The 20,853-nt window shown below is 43.3% G+C and carries 25 protein-coding genes and 1 pseudogene; 5 read left to right on the top strand and 21 right to left on the bottom strand.

What is annotated here, in order from left to right; all coding sequences use genetic code 11:
* Window positions 1-16: 16 nt before the first annotated feature.
* The 6 genes from IEX98_RS12750 to IEX98_RS12725 form a co-directional block, all read right to left on the bottom strand.
* Complete coding sequence (locus tag IEX98_RS12750) at window positions 17-745, bottom strand: ABC transporter permease (protein WP_188889572.1); 729 nt, start codon at window positions 743-745, stop codon at window positions 17-19.
* A gap of 10 nt (window positions 746-755) precedes the next feature.
* Window positions 756-1,493, bottom strand: coding sequence for an ABC transporter permease (locus IEX98_RS12745; protein WP_188889571.1), 738 nt, complete (start codon window positions 1,491-1,493; stop codon window positions 756-758).
* A complete protein-coding gene (locus tag IEX98_RS12740) occupies window positions 1,486-2,409 on the bottom strand; it encodes an ABC transporter ATP-binding protein (RefSeq protein ID WP_188889570.1) in 924 nt (307 codons plus the stop codon). The genes IEX98_RS12745 and IEX98_RS12740 overlap by 8 nt, the downstream gene beginning before the upstream one ends.
* Window positions 2,410-2,565: 156 nt before the next feature.
* Window positions 2,566-3,483 carry a sensor histidine kinase gene (locus tag IEX98_RS12735; RefSeq protein WP_188889569.1) on the bottom strand — a complete coding sequence of 306 codons (918 nt, stop codon included), beginning with the start codon at window positions 3,481-3,483 and terminating at the stop codon, window positions 2,566-2,568.
* Between the two features lie 5 nt (window positions 3,484-3,488).
* The gene (locus tag IEX98_RS12730) at window positions 3,489-4,196 is read right to left on the bottom strand and encodes a response regulator transcription factor (protein WP_188889568.1); all 708 of its coding nucleotides are present in this window, start codon (window positions 4,194-4,196) and stop codon (window positions 3,489-3,491) included.
* Window positions 4,189-4,377, bottom strand: coding sequence for a helix-turn-helix domain-containing protein (locus IEX98_RS12725; protein WP_188889567.1), 189 nt, complete (start codon window positions 4,375-4,377; stop codon window positions 4,189-4,191). The genes IEX98_RS12730 and IEX98_RS12725 overlap by 8 nt, the downstream gene beginning before the upstream one ends.
* Window positions 4,378-4,770: 393 nt before the next feature.
* On the opposite strand from IEX98_RS12725, the gene IEX98_RS12720 reads away from it, so the two are divergent.
* Window positions 4,771-5,187, top strand: coding sequence for an NUDIX hydrolase (locus tag IEX98_RS12720; protein ID WP_188889566.1), 417 nt, complete (start codon window positions 4,771-4,773; stop codon window positions 5,185-5,187).
* A 118-nt stretch (window positions 5,188-5,305) separates the two neighbouring features.
* Here the strand turns inward: IEX98_RS12720 and IEX98_RS12715 are convergent, their stop codons facing one another.
* The 3 genes from IEX98_RS12715 to IEX98_RS12705 all read right to left on the bottom strand — a co-directional run bounded on the left by IEX98_RS12715 (window position 5,306) and on the right by IEX98_RS12705 (window position 6,862).
* Entirely contained in the window at window positions 5,306-5,755 is a 450-nt protein-coding gene (locus IEX98_RS12715; RefSeq protein ID WP_188889565.1) for an SRPBCC family protein, read from the bottom strand.
* A gap of 15 nt (window positions 5,756-5,770) precedes the next feature.
* Window positions 5,771-6,076, bottom strand: coding sequence for an ArsR/SmtB family transcription factor (locus IEX98_RS12710; RefSeq protein ID WP_229692179.1), 306 nt, complete (start codon window positions 6,074-6,076; stop codon window positions 5,771-5,773).
* Window positions 6,077-6,220: 144 nt separating this feature from the next.
* Window positions 6,221-6,862 carry an FMN-dependent NADH-azoreductase gene (locus IEX98_RS12705; protein WP_188889563.1) on the bottom strand — a complete coding sequence of 214 codons (642 nt, stop codon included), beginning with the start codon at window positions 6,860-6,862 and terminating at the stop codon, window positions 6,221-6,223.
* Between the two features lie 406 nt (window positions 6,863-7,268).
* Between IEX98_RS12705 and IEX98_RS12700 the strand changes: the two genes are divergently transcribed.
* Entirely contained in the window at window positions 7,269-7,640 is a 372-nt protein-coding gene (locus IEX98_RS12700) for an iron chaperone (RefSeq protein WP_188889562.1), read from the top strand.
* A gap of 59 nt (window positions 7,641-7,699) precedes the next feature.
* On the opposite strand, the gene IEX98_RS12695 is transcribed toward IEX98_RS12700, so the two are convergent.
* The 9 genes and pseudogenes from IEX98_RS12695 to IEX98_RS12660 all read right to left on the bottom strand — a co-directional run bounded on the left by IEX98_RS12695 (window position 7,700) and on the right by IEX98_RS12660 (window position 14,900).
* Entirely contained in the window at window positions 7,700-8,116 is a 417-nt protein-coding gene (locus IEX98_RS12695) for a hypothetical protein (protein WP_188889561.1), read from the bottom strand.
* A 12-nt stretch (window positions 8,117-8,128) separates the two neighbouring features.
* Window positions 8,129-10,384 (bottom strand): ATP-binding cassette domain-containing protein, encoded by a 2,256-nt coding sequence (locus IEX98_RS12690; RefSeq protein ID WP_188889560.1) that lies wholly within the window; start codon window positions 10,382-10,384, stop codon window positions 8,129-8,131.
* A gap of 178 nt (window positions 10,385-10,562) precedes the next feature.
* Window positions 10,563-10,685, bottom strand: a pseudogene (locus IEX98_RS29140) (SRPBCC family protein); the annotation flags it as partial.
* 126 nt (window positions 10,686-10,811) lie between these two features.
* Window positions 10,812-11,558, bottom strand: a complete 747-nt coding sequence (locus IEX98_RS12685) for an SDR family NAD(P)-dependent oxidoreductase (RefSeq protein ID WP_188889559.1) — start codon at window positions 11,556-11,558, stop codon at window positions 10,812-10,814.
* Window positions 11,559-11,579: 21 nt separating this feature from the next.
* Window positions 11,580-12,275 (bottom strand): YjjG family noncanonical pyrimidine nucleotidase, encoded by a 696-nt coding sequence (locus IEX98_RS12680; protein WP_188889558.1) that lies wholly within the window; start codon window positions 12,273-12,275, stop codon window positions 11,580-11,582.
* An 83-nt stretch (window positions 12,276-12,358) separates the two neighbouring features.
* Window positions 12,359-12,820, bottom strand: a complete 462-nt coding sequence (locus IEX98_RS12675; RefSeq protein ID WP_188889557.1) for a carboxymuconolactone decarboxylase family protein — start codon at window positions 12,818-12,820, stop codon at window positions 12,359-12,361.
* Window positions 12,811-13,752, bottom strand: coding sequence for an EamA family transporter (locus tag IEX98_RS12670; RefSeq protein WP_188889556.1), 942 nt, complete (start codon window positions 13,750-13,752; stop codon window positions 12,811-12,813). The genes IEX98_RS12675 and IEX98_RS12670 overlap by 10 nt, the downstream gene beginning before the upstream one ends.
* 8 nt (window positions 13,753-13,760) lie before the next feature.
* On the bottom strand, window positions 13,761-14,396 hold the full coding sequence (locus tag IEX98_RS12665; protein ID WP_188889555.1) for an FMN-dependent NADH-azoreductase: 636 nt from the start codon (window positions 14,394-14,396) through the stop codon (window positions 13,761-13,763).
* 54 nt (window positions 14,397-14,450) lie between these two features.
* Window positions 14,451-14,900 carry a carboxymuconolactone decarboxylase family protein gene (locus tag IEX98_RS12660; protein WP_188889554.1) on the bottom strand — a complete coding sequence of 150 codons (450 nt, stop codon included), beginning with the start codon at window positions 14,898-14,900 and terminating at the stop codon, window positions 14,451-14,453.
* A 235-nt stretch (window positions 14,901-15,135) separates the two neighbouring features.
* On the opposite strand from IEX98_RS12660, the gene IEX98_RS12655 reads away from it, so the two are divergent.
* Both IEX98_RS12655 and IEX98_RS12650 read left to right on the top strand, forming a co-directional pair.
* Window positions 15,136-15,639: an RrF2 family transcriptional regulator gene (locus IEX98_RS12655; RefSeq protein WP_188889553.1), complete on the top strand. Its 504-nt coding sequence runs from the start codon at window positions 15,136-15,138 to the stop codon at window positions 15,637-15,639.
* A gap of 383 nt (window positions 15,640-16,022) precedes the next feature.
* Window positions 16,023-16,598, top strand: a complete 576-nt coding sequence (locus IEX98_RS12650; RefSeq protein ID WP_188889552.1) for a dihydrofolate reductase family protein — start codon at window positions 16,023-16,025, stop codon at window positions 16,596-16,598.
* Window positions 16,599-16,738: 140 nt separating this feature from the next.
* Here IEX98_RS12650 and IEX98_RS12645 read toward each other — a convergent pair whose 3' ends face one another.
* Window positions 16,739-18,394: a DUF6138 family protein gene (locus IEX98_RS12645; RefSeq protein WP_188889551.1), complete on the bottom strand. Its 1,656-nt coding sequence runs from the start codon at window positions 18,392-18,394 to the stop codon at window positions 16,739-16,741.
* A 265-nt stretch (window positions 18,395-18,659) separates the two neighbouring features.
* Here IEX98_RS12645 and IEX98_RS12640 point away from each other — a divergent pair, with 265 nt between their 5' ends.
* Window positions 18,660-19,394, top strand: coding sequence for an EcsC family protein (locus tag IEX98_RS12640; protein ID WP_188889550.1), 735 nt, complete (start codon window positions 18,660-18,662; stop codon window positions 19,392-19,394).
* 57 nt (window positions 19,395-19,451) lie between these two features.
* Here IEX98_RS12640 and IEX98_RS12635 read toward each other — a convergent pair whose 3' ends face one another.
* Both IEX98_RS12635 and IEX98_RS12630 read right to left on the bottom strand, forming a co-directional pair.
* Window positions 19,452-20,096, bottom strand: a complete 645-nt coding sequence (locus IEX98_RS12635) for an SGNH/GDSL hydrolase family protein (RefSeq protein WP_188889549.1) — start codon at window positions 20,094-20,096, stop codon at window positions 19,452-19,454.
* 92 nt (window positions 20,097-20,188) lie between these two features.
* Complete coding sequence (locus IEX98_RS12630) at window positions 20,189-20,722, bottom strand: GNAT family N-acetyltransferase (protein ID WP_188889548.1); 534 nt, start codon at window positions 20,720-20,722, stop codon at window positions 20,189-20,191.
* Window positions 20,723-20,853: the final 131 nt, after the last annotated feature.

Below are 20,853 nucleotides of genomic sequence, written 5' to 3'. Positions count from 1 at the left end.
TTCATTTTGAGATGACCTACTTTGATTTTTCTCGGCCCTTCAGTATAAAGGCAGAAAGGTAGCAGCAAAGGAGTAAGCTAATGCAACTTAGTATTACTTGATTTGTTGAGGCGTCATAGTATCCAGAAATAGTAAATACAGCCGTAATGGGATAAAGGGCTTTTGTGAAATTTGACATACTCATAAATAGTCCGGCAAAAGAGTAAATTTCAGCAAATAACAGTGCAAGCCAATACCCCTTTTTCATACGCGATACAAAAGCAATAATGGGTGAGATAGCAAGGAATATACCGAAGCCATCTAGAAAATATGCTTTCAGAAAACCTAAAACCATTTCTACCGACAAATCGGAAAAATGTAAAAAGGCTTCTACCAAAAATGTTATAGCAAAGAGCAACAAGTAAAGGAGTATGCTGAACACAAAAGTAACAATCATTTTTGCGGCGGTTAAGCTTGCTTCATTTACGGGAATAAGCCGCAGAGATTTTATAGTGTCCTCTTGTTCTTCACGACAAATCATATAACTGCCCAAAAGGGCAATAACCGCAGGAAGAACAAAAATAGTTGCCCATGGTTGAGCCATAGTCATATACCAGCCTGCATTGTCTATATTCCTAGAGCCTTCATATACCTCCTGCCCTCCTAAAAAGACAATAACCGCTACCATAACGGTTGCAAAAACGGCAATCCAAACAATATTTGAACGGCGAATCTTTTGACGTTCCGCCCAAAGTAGTTTTTTCATGATTCACACCTCACTTTCTTCTTCCCAATGCGATATTTGCAAGTAATACTGCGACAATACCCCAAACGCAAATACAAAGAAATGCAAAAGGAATGTTGATTGATTGTGCAAATACATGACCCGGAATATCTCCATTTCGCATGACAATAACTGCCATACTAGGCAATGGGTGTATATACATATTTACCGTCATTAAAATAAAACCGAGAAAGGCATAGACCAAGGTTAAAGAAACGGGGAGGATATATCCTTTTTGCGACGCAGCAATTGCCAAAATCGGCAGCATTGCAAAAGAAGTAATAACACCAATCTCTAAACATTTTTTCAGCAAATATAAAACGCTTTCCCATTCAAATGCGACATATCCGGGAAGTACACTGAACATAACAGAAGCAACGGCTGTAATCAGCATGAAACAAATGGAGTAAATCAAAACTACAAAAAATTTACTGAAAAAGTATCCCATTTTGCTGATAGGCACAATCCAAAGTTGTTTGAGCATATCGTGTTGGTTTTCCTCGTACATGAGCATGGTGCAAAGTGTTCCCAAAACAACAGGCAAGATAAAGAAAAGCGTATAACCGAACGCTGACCATCTATAAAACTGTAACGGATCACCACCTGTTTCTTTCACATATTTGAAATATAATAGTGCGAAAAACGGCATAAGGAGGGCGGATAACAGCATTAGCCAGACAAATTTCCTGCGGCGCAGTTTAAGGCATTCTATTTGAATAAGTCTAAGCAATGCCTTCTCCTCCTGTGATTTTTTTGAAATAGTCCTCTAAGGTGTCATTACAAAGTTGAGAGCTAATAACCGTTATATTCTGCGTCACAAGGGCTTTATTGATTTCACCCATATCCAGAGCGGTGTCATAAAGCCGTAAAGTATGATCGTCTTGAACAGAATAATCTTTCAAGTGAAATTGACGTTCTAAAATCAATGACGCTTTGGGAATGTCTGAAACTTGCAGCAGGATATATTTACGGTTTTTCTTTTCCAGTTCGCTCATGCTGCTTTCTTCCAAAAGAACGCCGTGGTCGATGATTCCGATATCGTCAGCCAATAATGAAATTTCCGAAAGAATATGACTGGAAATAAGGATTGTCTTTCCTCGCTCCACGCTTAAATTCTTAATAAAATCTCTTACTTCTGCAATACCGATAGGGTCAAGACCGTTTGTAGGTTCGTCCAAAATAAGCAGTTCCGGGTCATGCAAAATAGCGTTCGCAATACCAAGACGCTGCTTCATTCCAAGGGAGTATTTACTAAACAGCTTTTTGCCTTTATAGGGTAATCCTACTACTTTCAATGCGTTTTCAACCGCGTGTGGGGCGGCTGTACCACGCAGCTTCGCAAAAATCTCCAGATTTTCCGTTCCTGTCAAGTTTGGATAAAATCCCGGTGTTTCAATAATAGCACCGATACGGGGATATACTCGTTTTTCCCGGCCTTTGATATTCTTGCCAAACACATCTACCTCGCCGGAAGTGATTGAGGTCAACCCTAAAATCATTTTCATAATAGTGGTCTTTCCGGCTCCGTTACGTCCTAACAGACCGTAAATCCGACCTTTTTTTACATGGAGATTGACTGAGTTAACTGCTGTCTGCTCTCCGTAAACTTTTGTCAGTTGTTTCGTCTCAATCACAAAATCATTCATATCATATATCCTCACTTTCAATAATTGTGCTCTCGCAATATGAGAACCGATATAACGGCAAAACAATCACAGTTAAAAGTATAAAACATTAACCTTGCCAAAACCTTGCCGTAATCTTGCTTTTATCTTGTTTTGGCAGCAAGAAAGCCCTGCACATTACAGGGCTTTAGGAAGTAATATTGTAAATATGGTTTCCGTACCGGGAGTGCTCTCGGCAGTGATAGTTCCTTTGTGCACGCTGACAAGTTCCTTAGCAATAGCCAAACCCAAACCATTTCCTTTTGCAACCCGTGAATGGTCACATTGGTACATTCTTTCAAAAATATGTGGGAGGTTATCAGAAGATATACCTTTCCCGTTATCTGTTATTACAATTTTGGCTTGCTGTTCATTCTCAACAATGCGTAAGGCCATATTATCACCTCCGCTGTGTGTAATAATATTATGTAATAGATTATTGATAATACGAGTATACGCAGTTGCGTCTATGCGCATGGAATACTCTGTTTCAGGTATGTCAAATTCATATTCGAAATGACTGTTTTCTAAAATAGGAATCCAATCAGCTATAATATTACGGGATAACTCATTCAAATCAAAAATCTCAAAATGAAAAATTTGTTCCCCGGAGTCCAATTTAACCCATTCAAACAGATTTTCTACAAAATGTTTTAAATTTTGGGCTTTATCAGACGCAACATGAATATATTCGTCCTTTTCTTCTCCTACAACAATTTTGCTTTCGATTGCTTCCAAGTATCCAACCAATGAAGCAAGTGGAGTTTTCACATCATGCGAAAGATTTGCCATTAGCCGTTTGTATGCCTGCTCGGATTGCTTTTGCTGAATAAGCTGTGATTGGGTGTTGATTGCAATTTCGTTAATACCATAACAAATTTGCCTTGTCATATCGCTCTGCGTTGCTAAAACCCGTCGATTAAGATTTCCATTTTTTATATCTTCTAAAGCGTCTTGTATAAGTGTAAGCTGTGTTTGGACACGCCGTAGCACAGAAACAAGGTACGCGATAATAAGCAGGGCAAGAACCAACGCAACAAGTAGATAACCACTCATATATGTCAAGCCTCCTTATTAAAACGATAGCCTACACCTCTGACTGTTAAAATATAAAATGGGCGGTCGGGGTCTGGTTCAATCTTTTTACGCAATTTACTGATGAAAGACATAATATTACTATCGTCAAAAGCGTATTCTTCTTCCCATACATGTGTATAAATCTGTTTTTTGGTAAACACCCGTCCTTTATTAGAAGATAGAAACGACAGCAAATCAAACTCTTTACTTGTAAGCTCAACTGGAATATCATTGACTGAAACATGGCGGTTTGCTTTATCAATAACCATTCCTTTCAGTACCATACATTCCGTATCTGTTTCCGTCGTAGGGTTTAAGGTGGTATAGCGGCGGATAAGAGAATTGACACGAGCCATCAGTTCGTTAATACTGAAAGGCTTTGTCAAATAATCATCAGCACCAAGCCGCAGCCCGGAAACTTTATCTTCCTCGTCATTTTTTGCGGTTAGCATGAGTACCGGGATATTACTTTTTTCTCTAATTTTTTTCAGAACTTGAAAACCATCTATATCCGGCATCATTACGTCCAAAATCACAAGAGAAAGGGAGCAGCTATTTTTACTTTCGTCGGCCAAACGCAGCCCCTCCACACCTCCATGTGCAATAATAGCAGATAAATTCTCTTGATCTACGCATTTTTTCATAAGAGCGCAGAGCTCTTTGTCATCATCTATAATCAAAACATTATTCATTTTGTAGCCCCTTTCCTCTCTTTATTCTGCCATCAACCGGTTTTTCCGCATCCTTTGGTATCAGCCACATATATCCGAGTTTTGAAACGCTTGGTATGCGGTTTTCTTCGCAAAGTTTTTGTACACGCCGTTCTGAAACGCCCCATTTTTTCGCGGCTTCGGGAGCTGAAATATATTCCATAACTTGACCGTCCTTTCGTATGCAAACAATATCACCATCTATTATATACGGACAGACGAACAATACCAATTTGCAGACGAGATAAAGTATGCTTTTGTCGAATGTGCGAAAATATGTGCGCTGTCAAAATAGTTGAGGAACGCGCAATATCCGTCAAAGATGGCGCTTTGGGCATCCGATGAAGCCACGGCATAGTTAAAATCCTCATAAGAGAGCGTTTTGGTGTAGTAGCCCTCCCGCATCTTGCAGATCCCGTCCCGGAACATTTATTGATACGGTATGGTCTGCTGTGCCGACTGTGCCTTTTTCTGCTTTATCAGATTCCCCTAGAACCATATCCGGGACGGAAACTTGCGCTTTTTTAGTGATCGTTTCATATAAGGAGGTTTAAATATGCCATTTCCTACTCACATTGTAGCCGCAGGTGGTTTTGTTGAAGATGGTGAAGGAAATATCCTTTTAGTAAAAACTCGTGATGGTGGTTGGGTTTACCCTGGTGGACAAGTAGAAGTTGGAGAAAATCTGATGGATGCTTTGGTTCGTGAAATCCAAGAGGAAAGCGGCATTGATACCACTGTTAGTTACTTAATCGGTATCTATTCTAATACTGGGATATTTAAATGGTATGATAGTGTTACTGATGTTCCTACGCAAGTTATATTTGATTTCGTATGTAAGCCTTTTGGTGGAACGCTAGCTATTCGCACTCGCTATAAGGCTTATTTGGAGTTTAACGGTGTAGTAAATTACATAGATTATGTAACGAACCCTGAGTTTATAATTAAATACCAAACAGATATATCGAAGTAGATTCTCGTTGTCATAAGGCTATGTTAGTTAAATTGTCGCTTTTCTAGAAAGCAACAATTTATACAAAACAGTGAAAATAAAAAGTCACTATAAAGTGACTTTTAACCAGTTGTATGTCTTAATTCATATAATTAAGCAAGCCATCTTCTAAACAAGTATTCCAGTTATTATTATGTCTTTTCGCTATTTGCATAGTGGAGAAAGCGGAGTGCGTGACGACAAGCTCGGTCTTATTGTCCTTTTCGACAAAATTTATCGTAGCAACCGTTTCCTCTGCATCCTCCCCTTCATTCAGCCACTTCCAAGTAAACGACAGCTTTTCATTCTGAACGATATCCACGTACCGGCCTTCTAATGTAAAAACCTTGCCGTTAGGAGCTGCCATATGGAAACGGTATTTCCCTCCCACTGTAACATCCATAAGTTCAACTGTCGTCGTTAAACCTGTCAGCCCCCACCATTGCTCTAATTGTTCTTTTTTCGTCCAAGCGAGGAACACTCTTTCCTTACTCGCATTATAAACGTGATGAAGCTCAAGCAAGTATTTTCCATTAAGCGTTGTTATCATCAGAAGGTGCCTCCGTTATTTTTCTTTTGGTTGATTGTCCAAAAAATGCTCCAGACTGGTCAATTGTGTGGTCCAGAAATTTCTAAGCTCCATCAGCCACTCAAACGCACTGTCCACCGTCTTTGGATTTAATCCGTAATACCGGAACGTTCCTTCCTTCCGAACCGAAACTAAGCCAGCCTTTTCCAACACCTTAAGATGTTTAGAGATGGCTGGCAATGACATATCAAAAGGTTTTGCTAAATTCATAACCGTCATCTCTCCGACACCCAGTTGTTTGAGAATTTCTCTTCTCGTCGGATCGGAAAGCACATGGAACACATCGTCCAAGAGTTCATCATCATATTTAACCATGTGTTTAAGTTTAGGCGGATTCTCAGCTATTGTCAAGAAGTTACAAAAAAAGAGCCAAGCGGCTCAGGTTTAGAATTCCTGAAATTCACTTGGCTCTTGCTTGTCCTATCCTTAAAAGTTTGCAGCAACTTCGCGCGCTTGTTGAATGGCCTTCTCTTTAATTTCTGCTGCTTGGGCTGGAGCCTTAGCCATCCCTTCAACAAAGATGCCTTCAAAATTAGTAATGCCGAAAAACTCCATAATGGAATTCAGATGGCGGTGACCCATTTCAGATTCCGCATACTGGGAACCGGCTGACAGCACGCTTCCGCTTGCTTGAATGTGAACCCCTTTTTTATCGGACAGCAATCCGATCGGGCCTTTTTCTGTATATCTGAAGGTTTTTCCTGCAACGCAGATAGAATCGATATAAGCTTTCAGAACAGGAGGGTAAGAAAAGTTCCAAATCGGACTGACAAATACATATTTATCCGCAGCAACAAACTGATCAACAAGTTGACCAAGACGGCTTACTTTTGCCTTCTCGGTGTCAGTCAAATCTGCAAACGCTGTGCCCGCTCCCAGCTTGCCCCAACCGCTAAAAATATCGGCATCAAGCTGTGGAACATCGGCTTTATATAGATCAAGATGAACAATTTCATCATTCGGATTTGCGTAGCGGTAGCTCTCAATAAATTCTTTCCCCACACTTAGACTATAAGAAGCTGATTCTTGAACACCTGGGTGTGCTGTAATGTATAACACGGTTGCCATAATAAATTACCTGCCTTTTATTAAATTTGGTTTTGAGCCTGCCTCATTGAATGAGTCATAATTTCCCGCTTCCATCCAATCCCGAAAGTAAAATAATAGTCCTCCTTTCTTTTCTCAGTAAGCTCGGTCACACCTCTTAAAGCTTCGAAGGATTTGAAAAGCATTCGGGAAAACTCATTCAACTTTTCAAATTCACTATTTAACCATTTGGTTATTTAACCACATGATTAAATATAGAGCAGTTTTAAATGGCTGTCAAGAAAGAATAGCCTTGAATTTTCGATGGCCATCATTTTCAAAATTGGGAGACGGTTATTTTGCTCATGCAGTCGAGGTTGTTTGTGGCATAACCTCCTGATATGATTAACGTTAATGAAGAACTTTTTATATTTCTAGGAGGAATAACATGGAGGTTTTTGAACCATTTTTAACGCGTATCGACAACCCGGATCATCGAATCCGTGCGGAAGAGGTTTTCAATTGGGTAATAACGAGGTTCCCAAATTTAGTGCCAAAAATCGCTTGGAATCAGCCTATGTTTACCGACCACGACACCTTTATCATTGGGTTTAGCATTTCCAAACAGCATATGGCAGTTGCTCCGGAAGAGGCGGGAATCCATCGTTTTTCGGAAGAAATTGTTCAAGCAGGCTATGACCATACCAAAGGGTTATTACGTATCCGCTGGAATCAGCCCGTTGATTATTCCTTACTGGAACGGATGATCGAATTTAATATTTTGGACAAGCAAGACTGCTCAACGTTTTGGCGAAAATAAAAAAATAGGGCTGCCGTTACACCGGCAGCCTGCTTGGTAATCCTTTATTTAAGTCTCCCCTATTTCTTACTACTCAAAATCGCCATCTGCTCGATTTTCTCCAGCGCTTCCGATATCGGGCAGGGCCATACTAGTCCAGTTTGGTCATTACTGCTCTTCAATAACTGTTCCTCGTCCCCCACCAAGAGAAGTACCGTTCTGGAGGATGGTATCTTCATCCGCTCTACCGATACCTCCTTAGAATGGTCAATTATCAATAAATCGCTAGGAATCGTTTCCAGAATCGGATCATTCTCTTGATGAAAGATCAATACATCGTAACAACGAACCATTAGTTGCATCACCAACGGAAGAACAACAGCCGGGAGCGGGCTAACGATAATAATACGTCTTGTTGATTCACAACATGGGATTTCTTTCAAAACGCCCGCATCGTCATCAACTCGGGGTCGTTCGCTGTCCTTATAACTTTGCAAGCAGCATGCCTCCTATTTTAAATATTTCCCCGTAATCGACTGCTCTGCATGAACGATCTTCGCCGGTGTTCCCTCGAATACAACCTGTCCGCCTTTGCTTCCTCCATCTGGTCCCATATCGATATTCCAATCCGCTTGGCTGATTACATCGAGATTATGCTCAATGACGATTACTGTATTGCCGGCGTCGACGAGACGGTTCATGATCTCTAGAAGGTGTCCGATATCTGACATGTGCAGACCGGTCGTCGGCTCATCCATGACATAGATGCTGCCCTTCTTATGCAGTTCGCTTGCCAACTTAATGCGCTGGCATTCTCCGCCAGAGAGCGTGCTAAGCGGCTGGCCTAGTGTAATATAGTTCAACCCCACATCGCTCATCGCTTGGAGCTTACGCACAACTTCTTTCAACTGGAAAAATTCCAATGCCTGCTCCACCGTCATCTCAAGCACATCTGCAATAGATTTGCCGTTCAGCTTGTACGCAAGCACTTCCTCCTTGAACCGCTTGCCTCCGCAGACTTCGCAAGGCAGCTTCACGCTCTCGAGAAATGCTAGATCTGTGTATACAACACCAAGCCCTTGGCAGTTCTCACAAGCTCCCTTGGAGTTAAAGCTGAACAAGCCCTGATTAACCTTGTTTGCAGAAGCAAACGCCTTGCGCACATCATCCATAATGCCTGTATAGGTTGCGGGATTAGAGCGTGTGGATACGCCTACCGCCGATTGATCGATGACGATCGCATCCGGATGCTGGCTGAGAAATACTTCATTAATCAGCGTGCTTTTTCCCGAGCCGGCGACACCCGTAACGACCGTCAGTATCCCGGTTGGAATATCGACACTAACATTTTGCAGATTGTGAAGCTGAGCATCCTTAATGGACAGCTTGCCGGACGGCTGCCTGCAATCTTGCTTGAGTTGAAGCGGCCGCTTCATATAATTACCTGTCAGTGTACCGGATTCGAGCAGGCCATCGAAGCTTCCTTCATAGACTATCGTACCGCCGCGGCTGCCAGCATGAGGGCCAACGTCGACGATATGATCCGCCAGCTTAATGACATCAGGATCATGCTCAACGACAATCACGGTATTCCCCTTGTCGCGCAGCTTCTGCAGCAATTCATTTAACCGGTGTACATCTCGTAGATGCAAGCCAACGCTAGGCTCGTCGAAAATATAAGTGACATCCACCAGACTTCCGCTTAGATGCTTCACCATCTTGACACGCTGCGACTCGCCGCCGGATAACGTATCCGTCTCACGATCCAGTGTCAAGTAATCAAGTCCGATATCGACCAAATGCTGCAATCGCTCCGTTAGCGGTCTGACGATCGGCGCGGCGACAGCATTATCGATCTCCCGTATAACACGGATAAGCTGTCCAACCTCCATCGAGGATAATTCCGCAATGTTATGTCCATTGATCTTGCAGCTGAGCGCGGCTTGACTAAGTCTTGCTCCGTGACAGCTGGAACAGTACCCTTCCGAAATATAGGGTGCAACCGAACGTTGTGTACGCTCGGACATCGTCTTTAAATCCCGCTTAATGTACTTGTTGGTGAACTTCTCAATGATACCTTCTACTGTAATATTCACTGCCTTGCCGGCGAACTGCATCTGCACTTTTCTTGCCTTACTATAAAGCAGCTGATCCATCTCTTCTTCCGTATAATCACTTAGTTTCTTGTCGGGGTCGAAAGCCTCTGTCTGTACGATCATATTCCAATCCATGCTGTTGACCGCATAGTCCGGCAGCATGATTGCCCCTTCATTCAACGATTTAGACAGATCTATCGCTTTGCTCATGTCGACACCTAGTCTGCGGCCAATTCCGTTGCACTCCGGACACATGCCTTGCGGATCGTTAAAGGAGAACATATGGGCTTGTCCAACATAAGGCTGACCTATTCGGGAGAATAGTAAACGGAGAATCGGAGAAATATCAGTAATGGTGCCCATCGTAGAATGTGAACCGCCGCCCAGCCGCTTCTGATCCACAATAACAGCCATGCTCAGGTTCTCAATCGCATCTGTATCCGGCTGTGGAACGCGGGGCAAAAAATTGCGCACAAACATACTGAAATTCTCATTCAGCAATCTTGTGGATTCAGCGGCAATCGTATCAAAGACGATCGATGACTTGCCAGAGCCGGATACTCCGGTGAAGATCGTAATTTTCCGCTTCGGAATACGCAAGGAAACGTTCTTCAGATTATTTTCCCTAGCACCGGAGATTACAATATACTCCTGATAAGATTCACTCATATGCTTAACATCCTTCCGATCTTGTAAATTCTCACTACTAGTTTAATCTATACGCACTAGGTGCGAGTTTGTTCCGCAGCACCAAGCGCTTAAATGTTAGTCCGAAGCCGACATAAAGCGGCTGCACACGAAATGCAGCCGCTTTATGTCGATTCCGGTGATACACTTTCCACTACTGTTACAACGCCTTTTCAAACCCGCGAAACCAATTGCTCCAGCCATATCTAGCGCCTTCTAGTCCTTGAGATGTGGAAAATCCGGTTTGGTCGAGGTGAAGGTTAACCTTCCCATCCCCTAAATCTTACAACAGCCACTCTTCAGTATTACCAAAGAAGTACCCTTCATTTCACCTGCTTCTTGCACCTTTCTCCGATTCATACGGAGAAAGGTCTTTTTGAAGGTCTACTAGAAATAGAAGCTTGCTGAATTAAATTTGCGCTACTCCGCCATCAACGAACAATTCAACTCCATTGATATAGCTGCTTTCATTAGAAGCAAGGAACATGACAGCATTAGCGATTTCTTCAACTTGTCCAACTCGGCCTAGCGGAGTTGTCTCCTTCGCATGCTCAAGAACATGATCCAGTGCTGCTCCGAATAAATCGTCATATGCAGGGGTATAAACGGTTCCTGGACTAAGGACATTTACGCGGATTCCAGTACCTTTTAGATCAATAATCCAGCTTCGGATCAGTTGTCTGATTGCTGCCTTAGATGCGCCATAGACACTAAACGCTGGATTGCCCATTAAGCCAGCCGTGGACCCCGTCAGAATGATCGAACCTGACTGATCCGGAAACAAAGGCAACGCCTTCTGTAGAGTGAACAGAGTTCCTTTCACATTCACATCGAATGTTTTGTAATAATGCTCTTCTGTAATTTGGCCCAACGGAAGCAAAGAGCCCAGCCCTGCATTTGCGAAAAGGATGTCCAAGTGCCCCTTCTCTTGCTTCACGGTTTCATACAGCCTGTCCAAATCCTCCAGCTTAGAAATATCGCCTTGTACCCCCGTTACATTTTTTCCGATCCGCTTCACCGCTGCATCCAGCTCACTTTGTCTGCGTCCTGTAATAAAGACATATGCGCCTTCTTCTACGAACTGCTGTGCGGTCGCAAGACCAATTCCGCTAGTACCGCCTGTCACAACCGCAACTTTACCGTCAAATTTCCCCATAATATAACTCTCCCTTAATGTTTATTTTATAGCGCTGCAGATGTCATATAATTCCGTCAGGCTAGTAATCGTAAATGTACTTGGAATTTCCGAAGAACCTTTGTGAGACGTTCTGTTAACCCAGCAGGTATCGATACCCGAATGGAGTCCGCCTTTTATATCTGTATATAATGAATCACCGATAATAAGCGCTTCTTTTCTATCAAAATCTTGGATATGACTCCCTACATAGTCAAAAAAAGTGCTGGATGGCTTCTGATAGCCAATGCTTTGTGAATCAAAAATATCCTCAAAAAATTCATATAAACCGGACTGCTTCAGTCTCTTGATTTGAGTTTGCGTTATCCCATTCGTGATAATGAACAACCTATGGGATGCAGACAAGCGCTGGCATACTTCTAAAGCACCTTCCATAAGCAATTGGCTGCTATTGCCCAATAGCTCTCTGTATAGCTTTTCCCATTTCACGCCATCAACAACTTCTCCCCATCTCAACATCGTTTCTGAGAATCTGGAGTTTAGTACAACGTCTAGTCCAACTTTTCCATTCTCGTATTCTTTCCATAGCTGTTTATTGACGGAATGATAAATGTCCAACAATTCATCTGAGCATGTATATCCATGCTGCTCAAACAATTTGTTCAGCGAATCGGTTTCAATAGCGCCGAAATCCAGCAGCGTATCATCTAGATCAAATAAAAGCAGTTTATAACTCATTTTTCCTCCATTAAAAATGATAACGGTTATAGCAATTCCCCTAACTTAACCGGTGTTAGGGGATTGCTTCGTTCACCAGTCCGTTATTTTTGAACGGCCGGCTGGTAATCGCCAGGCACCATACCTGTTGATATCGCCATACGATTCCAACAGTTAATGGCATTAATCGCCATAATTAAATTGACGAATTGGCTCTCGTCAAAATGTTTGCGGACTTGTTCATACAAAGGCTGAGGTACGCCAGCATCCGAAATTTTGGTTACAGCTTCCGTCAAAGCTAACGCAGCACGCTCCTCCTCCGAATAGAATGGAGCTTCACGCCATGCGCTAAGCATGAACAATCGTTGCTCCGTTTCTCCCATCGCACGTGCATCCTTCGTATGCATGTCCAGGCAGTAGGCACAGCCATTAATCTGAGAAGCGCGAATTTTAATCAGCTCCAACAGGCTGTGATCCAATCCGCTTTTCTTCACATACCCTTCTAATTTCAATAGCGTCTGCAGAGATTCCGGTTGCACTTTCATATAGTTCAGTCTCATTTCCATTTCGTTACACCCCTAATTTTTTTTGTGATTTCAGAATTGCGAGTCATGCGTTTCATAAGTTCGGGCTGAGCAATGCCAAGCATCGTAATGCCAACACCCGCCCATTGCATCCAATTGACGTATTCATGCAGAACGACATACGACATCATGACGGCTGTCGGCAGCTCAGCAGCACTTAGAATTGTAGCTAGTCCACCGCCAATATGCGGCACGCCTATGGCATAGAACAAAGGCGGAATAACGATGCCAAATACAGCGAGCAGCAGCCCCAAAGGTAAAAGCCCTTCGTGCAACGAGCCATTGATCAGAAAATTCGGCGGGAAAACGATCATGACAAGAATGAACGAGCCGGACAGCATGATCGCGCTTCGTTTAATTGGAACGACTTGAACGGCTGTTTTACCGCTAAACCAAATGAAGAGTGTATAGGCGGCAGCAGCCAATAACCCAAGCGTCATTCCTATCCAAGAAACTTCTCCCTGACCTCCGTTCAAATAGCCGCTTGCCATGCTAATCCCGGCAAATAAGATGACGAGTGAGATTATTTTATCTTTACTCGGACGCTTGCGTTCAACTACCGCTTCCAATAAGATGCCCATCCACGTAAATTGAAACAACAAGATTATGGCGAAAGAGGCTGAAATATGCTGGAGCGCTGCATAATAAAGCATGCCTGTTAAGCCTGTTGTCGTTCCAACTGCCATGAGCGATATCACTTGACGTATGGTTACTTTGAAGGTGTGGCCGGCTGCGGACGGCTTAGCGGATTTAGCGCTCACCAGTAACAGGCTCCAGAGCATAATCACACCGAATAAATTTTGACTGCCGACGACATCGCCGACACTGAAGCCAGCTGCATAAGCTTTTTTTACAAAAGTAGCTAATAAACCAAAACTGCACGCCCCAGCTAAAACAAATAAAATATACTTCACTGTCGTGTTTAAAAAACTTGGGCTAGCTGCAATGCTTGCTGTACCGCTTTTTCTTTAATGACAGGTGCTTGATCCGGGGCAGCTCCCGTGCCCTCGATATAAATAACTTCAACGGACGGTATACCCATGAATTTAGATACAGCTTCCAAGTACCGGTGGCTAAATTCAAAGTCAGCCCATGTTCCCTTAGAGAGCACGCTTCCGGAAGCTTGAATATGAAGCAGCTTTTTGTCAGAAGCTAAACCAACAATACCTTGAGGAGTGTAATTGACCGTTTTTCCAGATATGCATATGGCATCAATATAAGCTTTCAGTACGGGCGGGAATAGGAAATTCCAAACCGGATTAACGATGACAATCTTATCTGCGGCCAGAAATTGATCAACCAGTTCGTTCAATCGGGCCAGTTTGGCTTGCGAACTCGGGCTCAATTGATTAGCAGAAATACCATTCTTCAGCTGCCCCCAGCCCGTCAAAACTTCAGCATCTAGTTGAGGGATTTCCTCTTTATATAGATCCAGTTGAATCACTTTATCATTAGGATTTGCCTTACTGTAAGCTTGGACGAATTCGTGGCCTACAGACAAGCTGTAGGACTCACTCTGATCTAACGGGTGTGCATTTACATATAGTACAGTCGACATTCTGGTTCCCCTCTTAAGTTGCAGTATTTGTTATGACTCCCTATGAACTGTAAGTTATCTGGTCTCTGTTTCCGGAAACATCCCCGTGGAGATGGCGATCCGATTCCATGCATTAATGGTATTGATTGCCATGATGATCGTCACATATTCCGCCTCATCTATATGTGTCCGCACTCGTTCGTACAAATCCTGCGGCACACCTTGCTCCGAAATACGGGTTACAGCTTCCGTCAGTTCAAGCACCGCTCTTTCTTTCTCGGAGTAAAATGGCGCTTCACGCCATGCATGAAGCAAATGGATCCGTTGCTCCGTCTCGCCCATTTTCCGCGACTCACGTGTATGCATATCCAAACAATAGGCACAGCCATTAATTTGTGAAGCTCTCAACTTAATGAGTTCATACAACCTGCTATCCAGTCCGCTTGTCTGAATAAAACCCTCCAGCTTCAACATCGTTTGCATAGCACCCGGATTTGCGCTGATATGATTGAATCGAACCTTCATCGTAATCTCCTCCATAAATAATAAATTGATCCTGCATTCGCGATTCATCACCGACAACACTTATCGACGACAACATTAATCGGCGATTAAGGTCATCTACAATATAGCTCGTTCATTTCAAAGTGTCAACTTAAAATATTCGACCACAAATATCCATTTCGCCTTATTTGACAATGGTTTTAAATCCACCTAAGATGATTAATAGTATTGTTTTATACAGAAGGCAGGTGTTTGCATGCAGTATAGTATTGGCGTTGAATATGGACTGCATTGCTTGGTATATTTAATTGATATTCCTCCAGATGCTACAATTGGAATTAAAGAGCTCTCCGCATTTCAAGGTGTTTCGGAGACCTATCTTTCCAAAATTTTCAGTAAGTTAACAAAAGCGGGTATCGTAGTTTCTGTTCCTGGCGTAAAGGGAGGCTATCGCTTATCGAAGTCTCCTGATGACATTTCTTTTTGGGATGTAGTTGAAGCAGTCGAAGGTGCTACTCCTATTTTTCAATGTAAAAAAATTAAAGATAATAGCTATCTATGTCAGGATGAGGAGTATGCCGCTTGTTCTAAAGCATCTCCTTGTGTGATTAACATGACTATGTTAGAAGCCGAGGAGAGTATGCGCAATGTGCTGCGTAATAAAACGCTCTCTTGGCTAAATGAAGAGCTTGATCGCGTATTAACTCCTCAATCACGTAAAGATACCCGTCAATTTTTTGCTAACAGCACTAATGTGTAATGAAAATCCGGGAGATGTCGCAGTTATAAAAATGCGGTTCTCGAGGATTTTTACGTTAATTACGCCTATTGCAAAAAAAAAGATCGCGGATTTCCGCGATCTTCGATAGGATATGTATCTTCTGTTTTATGGATTAATTAGGCTGCGCAGTGCTTGAATTTCTGTATAACGGCGAAGCAAATTTTCATACTCCGAAAAACCAACCTTCTGTTCTGCTGTAAAGCTTTGAAGCTCCCCTTCTATGTCGCTCAATTTCCCCGCTAAAAGTGCGGGTTGATCTCTTTTAATAAGGCTTTTTAAACCTTAATGTTAATATTTGATAATCGCGAACAGATGTTCTATAATAGAGTTGCATATCCCATATGGACAAAGGAGAACTGAAAATGAGAAAACTCGTTCTATTTCTGCACGCATCGCTTGACGGTTTTGTAGAAGGGCCGAATGGGCAAATGGACATTGGCTGGGTTTCCTACGATGCTGATTTGGAGAAACATGCGCAAGAAATTCTGAGTACTGCCGACACTGTCATTTGGGGACGCGGGACTTATCAGATGATGCATAGTTACTGGCCATCTGTGCCTTCGAACCCATCAGCTTCGCAGCATGAGCTGAATCATGCCGAGTGGATTGAAAAGACAGCCAAAGTCGTCTTTTCCACAACGCTGGAGAAAGCCGAATGGAATAATTCCAGACTCGTGAAAGAAGATATCGAGAAAGAGATCAATACCCTCAAACAGCAGCCAGGCAAGGATTTGGTCATTCTCGGCAGTCCTAGGTTCGCACACCACCTCATGCAGCTTGATTTAATTGACGAGTATAAAATTACGGTTTCTCCCGTCCTCATTGGTAAGGGATTGCCGCTATTCCAAGGTATCAAAGAGAAAACCAATCTTAAGCTAATCGAAAACAAGACCTTTGATTCCGGGGCCATAGGACTCGTCTATCAGACGGTAAGATGAGCTTGTCACTTAAACGGAAGAGATAGCTCAATTAACCGCCTTCTCACAAAGGCGGTTTTCTTATGGTCACAAATCAACATTAGAATGTAACAAAGCCTTTAATAAAGAGTGAAACGGCATAGCTATATTCATCATTTAGTTTAACTGCTGCTGGCGGCCCGTACCAGTTTAGAGAGCCATTTTCCCCGATCTCCGTCGGCGTTGGCAGCTATTTTCTTCAACTTGTCTGTTCCGCCCCAGATCAAATAAACGATATGCTCGACCATATAGTCCGGAAGACCATGAATCTGTGCGAGCAGCAGCCGTAGATGCTTCTCATCCTCCATCTCGGCTTTGATCTTCAACTTCATCGAATCCGTGCTATGCAGCATACACTTCACGAGAGTAGGAATGGTTTCCGCGTTAACACCAAACCTTTCGGCCAAAGCGACCGTGAAGTGATTCTGAACGGACTGATGCTCTTCATCCACCTTACCCATATACTGTTCGACCAGCGGAAAATAAGTCTGATCCGTCAGCCCAAGGCCGAAGACGGCATAGCTGCCCGGCATGCAATTTTTCTCCCCTTCTGTATCCGAATACCATTCGAAGGTTTCCATCGCTGTATGCGAGTATTGCTCTAACAAGGGATGTAAATTGGGGTATTCCAGAGCATTGGCGAAGAAACGGTGCGTACTCGATTTTGCCAGCCCTTTGACCGGCAGCCATTGCTTGACACCTGACTTTAGCTTAATCTGATAGCTTTTGGGGAAGCCTTGACTTAATAATCGAATCAGAAACTGGAGCGCACGCGCGTAGCTCTCCTCCGTTTCCTGCTTAATGGCTATAGTGATCTGGGCCAATACATCGTTAGCCGTGCATTCAACCAGCTCGTCACATAACCCGGTGTCTTCCTTGGCAAATGTGCCGCTGCCTTCCTTCATCAGGCGTTTTGCCTCAGCACTGCCCAATTCGATCGCGTAATTCATAAAAGCGAGTCCTGTACTTTTACTGTAGGATGGCTCGTATTTCAGAATCATTATCGCTGTGTAAATGACGAGTTCAATCGGACCCTGCTCGGTCTTTTCCAGCCAGGCACCGTCTTTTTTCTGATATGTTTTTTGCCACTCCGTTCCTGTATTATCGTAATAAAGAGGCAGCCCGTAATCCTCTACCCAATTCCGCAAAGCTGAAACGATATAATTCCGATGCTCTGCAAGATGTTTATTCCCTTTATTCACTTGTTGAATGCTCTCAAAAATAGAAATGATTCTGCCGGGGTCCGGATCAGGGTACAGTCCCTCATCCAGCAGATGCCTGGAGAGAAAAAAGGTCTCCAACGGCTTGGTCGGAAAGTTTCCCGCTTCCAGCTTATTAGCGATATACACAGAAATTTGTTCCAGCAACTGCTCCTTCTTCGTCTCGTCGACGTATTCATGGATAAGAACGTTGATTCTGCCGTCCCGCGTCCGAAATTTTCCGTTAAATGTAAATCGATAATCGATTAAAGCGGATGGCAGCTCGTTCAATTTCTCCTGTATATAAGAAGCAAGCTTGGGAATAATCTTCGCTTGAACTTCTTCCTCGGTTAGAGATTCGTCCAGATTCACCTGACCCTTCGGCTTTGTTAAATCGAGCTCCTTATCTGTCACATCCACCCTGCCCTTGGCATATTCGAGCAGCGCATTGCCGTGAATTCCAACTTGCAGCGTAGTGCGTTTTACGATTTTTTCTGCGTCCTTATCTCTTATATAGGTTATCCATGTGTCGATTTCCCGTTCCATCTCCTCCAGAATCGGTTCAAGCGTGCAATCCATCTATATCATTCTCCTTTAGGCAGCATTATTAATTGTTATGCGTTTCTCTTATTTCGTTGTTGTACATTCATTTCTATCATAGCCTGTCCTTGAATGCGGAACAATTGGCCGGGATACCTAACTCGTTATAAAGTTAGTAATAGCTTACTGCCTGCCATACAGCGCTCCACGACTCTAGTCGGGGTCCGCTACCTGCTCCAGTCTGTTCCTAATGGAGAAGTTTTCCGGTACAATATAGTGAGATTTGTTGGAGGAGAGAGTGTCGATGAATTATGAACAAAAGGTTCGCGGTGAAGTTGCCGCTTGGGAACGCAAATTATTCAAATCGCCGGGGTGGCTGGAGAAAACTTCGAAGACGATCGGTACGCGAATTAATGAACTGATTCCTGACAAGGTACACACTGTTATTACGGCTACCGTTAAATCGATCGTACGTACCGCATTATTCGGTGCGGAATATACGCCTCAAAAGCCGGTTCGCCAATATGATACGCTCGAACTCGCCGACCAAGAAGCGCAGCGTTTGTTTTCCCTCTATCAAAAAATCGCAGTAGCGGAAGGCGCAGGTACAGGAGCGGGCGGTTTTGTACTTAATCTGGTAGACTTTCCTGCTTTAATTGCCATCAAGATGAAGTTTTTGTTCGAGTTGGCCCATAATTACGGATATGATACCAACGAGTTTTCCGAGCGAGTTTTCGTTCTAAAACTGTTCCAATTGGCGTTCTCTGGTCCGGAACAACGTGCTAAACTGCTGTACTCGATTAAACGATGGGATACTGAAAAAAAACAGTATTACTCGGATTCTCAATACGCCAACAATTTGGACTGGGAAACCTTCCAGAAAGAATACCGCGACGCGATTGATTTCCGGAAAATGCTGCAGATGGTACCGGGAATTGGAGCAATAGCGGGAGCTTGGGCCAACTATACCATTCTCGATGAGCTTAATGAGTCCGCAATGAACGCATACCGGTTGCGCCGATTGAACGAGGGATTATGAGGATTAACGAAAAAGATGGCTTCTGCTCGCCTGCAGAAGCCATCTTTTATCTCTTTACTAGCTAAGCGCAAGCTTGCTGCTCTGAACAACGGACAGCCATTGATTCGCAATAATCTGATGACCTGCGCTCGTCGGATGCACGCCATCCCAAATCCAATAAGCGGCTTCTGCGCGAGTACATGCTTCATCAAAGGCAGCCTGAAGCGGAACATATACCGCACCGAACTCTTCCGCCAGCTCTCTGGTGATGTTCTGGTATAGCCCAATGATCTGCTGCCATTCCTCCCATTTCTCTTCCGTAGCGCCCGTCTTCAGAATGAAAGGCTCCAGAAGAATCAGTCCCGTATCCGGCATAACCTCTCTTGTCTCTTCAAGCAGCACTTTGTAAGCGCGACCAAAACGGTCCGTAACACCAGAAGGCTCTCCGCTCATCATTCTCCACGCGTCATTGACCCCAATCAGAATGCTGATCAAATCAGGCTTGAGTGCGATAGCATCCTCATTCCATCGGGCATATAAATCAGAGACACGGTTGCCGCTAATCCCTCTGTTAATGAACAAAGGCTGCTTCTCGCCCAGTTCATAACCAAGCTTTGCCCCGATCAAATACGCATAACTGTGTCCAAGCAGATGATTTGGATCTTCGCTGCGGCCTCTCGCACCATCTGTAATGGAATCGCCTTGAAATAAAATCGTTGTCATGATTGCATCCTCCAGTATGTATAGTGTTATGTGTTTTCTATTGCCAATAGTTAGTATATTACGACTCTATTAACTTGCACAGTATCAATCTTCTACTTGTCCCATTCATGTTCAAGTACAGAGTAAATAAACTCATTGCACCATTTACCATTGCAAATTCTGACTTCTCTAAGTATGCCGTCCAATTTCATACCAGCTCTAGTCATCAACTTCTCAGATGCCGTATTTTCTGTGTTCGCATAGGCAACAACCCGATGTGCATTCAGATCGCTGAATGCATAACCGATCAGCAGCTCAACCGCCTCTGTTGCATACCCGTTCTTCCAAAAATCTGGATGCAGCGCCCAGCCAATCTCCCATTCTCTAATTTCACTCCAATTTAGCTTAATACTAATCCGGCCGACAGGCGTTCCATCATCCTTCAGATTAATTGCCAGCTCATAACGCTCTCGCGGACTGTCATGAACTTCAGAGAGCGCTTTTTGAAAATCATTTTGGATTTCAGCGTCATCGGGTGCACTGCTTTCATACTGATGTGTGATTGGATTTTGTTCCAGTTCATTATAGAAAGAGAAATCATCTTCTGTAAAATTTCGCAATCGGATTTTATTTCCTATGATTTTCATGCTATATACCTCCTCCGTTATTTTCCAATTATACAAGAAAACTAGACTTGCAACTATCCTGTTTATTCGACAGTGCGAGATTTATTACAATAAAAAACCGCGCAGCAGCGCGGTTCGAGCATTAAGATGCT

Origin of the sequence: Paenibacillus radicis (ex Gao et al. 2016) (assembly GCF_014641555.1) — a bacterium.
Classification (GTDB): Bacteria; Bacillota; Bacilli; order Paenibacillales; family Paenibacillaceae; genus Pristimantibacillus; species Pristimantibacillus radicis.
This window is presented reverse-complemented; position numbering and strand designations above follow the sequence as displayed.

Excerpts from the sequence above, each read along its gene's own strand:
- IEX98_RS12690 (WP_188889560.1), bottom strand. The coding sequence starts at position 10,384 with ATGAGTGAATCTTATCAGGAGTATATTGTAATCTCCGGTGCTAGGGAA.
- IEX98_RS12640 (WP_188889550.1), top strand. The coding sequence starts at position 18,660 with ATGAATTATGAACAAAAGGTTCGCGGTGAAGTTGCCGCTTGGGAACGC.
- IEX98_RS12750 (WP_188889572.1), bottom strand. The coding sequence starts at position 745 with ATGAAAAAACTACTTTGGGCGGAACGTCAAAAGATTCGCCGTTCAAAT.
- IEX98_RS12675 (WP_188889557.1), bottom strand. The coding sequence starts at position 12,820 with ATGGAAATGAGACTGAACTATATGAAAGTGCAACCGGAATCTCTGCAG.
- IEX98_RS12645 (WP_188889551.1), bottom strand. The coding sequence starts at position 18,394 with ATGGATTGCACGCTTGAACCGATTCTGGAGGAGATGGAACGGGAAATC.
- IEX98_RS12660 (WP_188889554.1), bottom strand. The coding sequence starts at position 14,900 with ATGAAGGTTCGATTCAATCATATCAGCGCAAATCCGGGTGCTATGCAA.
- IEX98_RS12725 (WP_188889567.1), bottom strand. The coding sequence starts at position 4,377 with ATGGAATATATTTCAGCTCCCGAAGCCGCGAAAAAATGGGGCGTTTCA.
- IEX98_RS12630 (WP_188889548.1), bottom strand. The coding sequence starts at position 20,722 with ATGAAAATCATAGGAAATAAAATCCGATTGCGAAATTTTACAGAAGAT.
- IEX98_RS12740 (WP_188889570.1), bottom strand. The coding sequence starts at position 2,409 with ATGAATGATTTTGTGATTGAGACGAAACAACTGACAAAAGTTTACGGA.
- IEX98_RS12705 (WP_188889563.1), bottom strand. The coding sequence starts at position 6,862 with ATGGCAACCGTGTTATACATTACAGCACACCCAGGTGTTCAAGAATCA.
- IEX98_RS12680 (WP_188889558.1), bottom strand. The coding sequence starts at position 12,275 with ATGAGTTATAAACTGCTTTTATTTGATCTAGATGATACGCTGCTGGAT.
- IEX98_RS12730 (WP_188889568.1), bottom strand. The coding sequence starts at position 4,196 with ATGAATAATGTTTTGATTATAGATGATGACAAAGAGCTCTGCGCTCTT.
- IEX98_RS12715 (WP_188889565.1), bottom strand. The coding sequence starts at position 5,755 with ATGATAACAACGCTTAATGGAAAATACTTGCTTGAGCTTCATCACGTT.
- IEX98_RS12700 (WP_188889562.1), top strand. The coding sequence starts at position 7,269 with ATGGAGGTTTTTGAACCATTTTTAACGCGTATCGACAACCCGGATCAT.
- IEX98_RS12685 (WP_188889559.1), bottom strand. The coding sequence starts at position 11,558 with ATGGGGAAATTTGACGGTAAAGTTGCGGTTGTGACAGGCGGTACTAGC.
- IEX98_RS12650 (WP_188889552.1), top strand. The coding sequence starts at position 16,023 with ATGAGAAAACTCGTTCTATTTCTGCACGCATCGCTTGACGGTTTTGTA.
- IEX98_RS12735 (WP_188889569.1), bottom strand. The coding sequence starts at position 3,483 with ATGAGTGGTTATCTACTTGTTGCGTTGGTTCTTGCCCTGCTTATTATC.
- IEX98_RS12655 (WP_188889553.1), top strand. The coding sequence starts at position 15,136 with ATGCAGTATAGTATTGGCGTTGAATATGGACTGCATTGCTTGGTATAT.
- IEX98_RS12665 (WP_188889555.1), bottom strand. The coding sequence starts at position 14,396 with ATGTCGACTGTACTATATGTAAATGCACACCCGTTAGATCAGAGTGAG.
- IEX98_RS12720 (WP_188889566.1), top strand. The coding sequence starts at position 4,771 with ATGCCATTTCCTACTCACATTGTAGCCGCAGGTGGTTTTGTTGAAGAT.
- IEX98_RS12635 (WP_188889549.1), bottom strand. The coding sequence starts at position 20,096 with ATGACAACGATTTTATTTCAAGGCGATTCCATTACAGATGGTGCGAGA.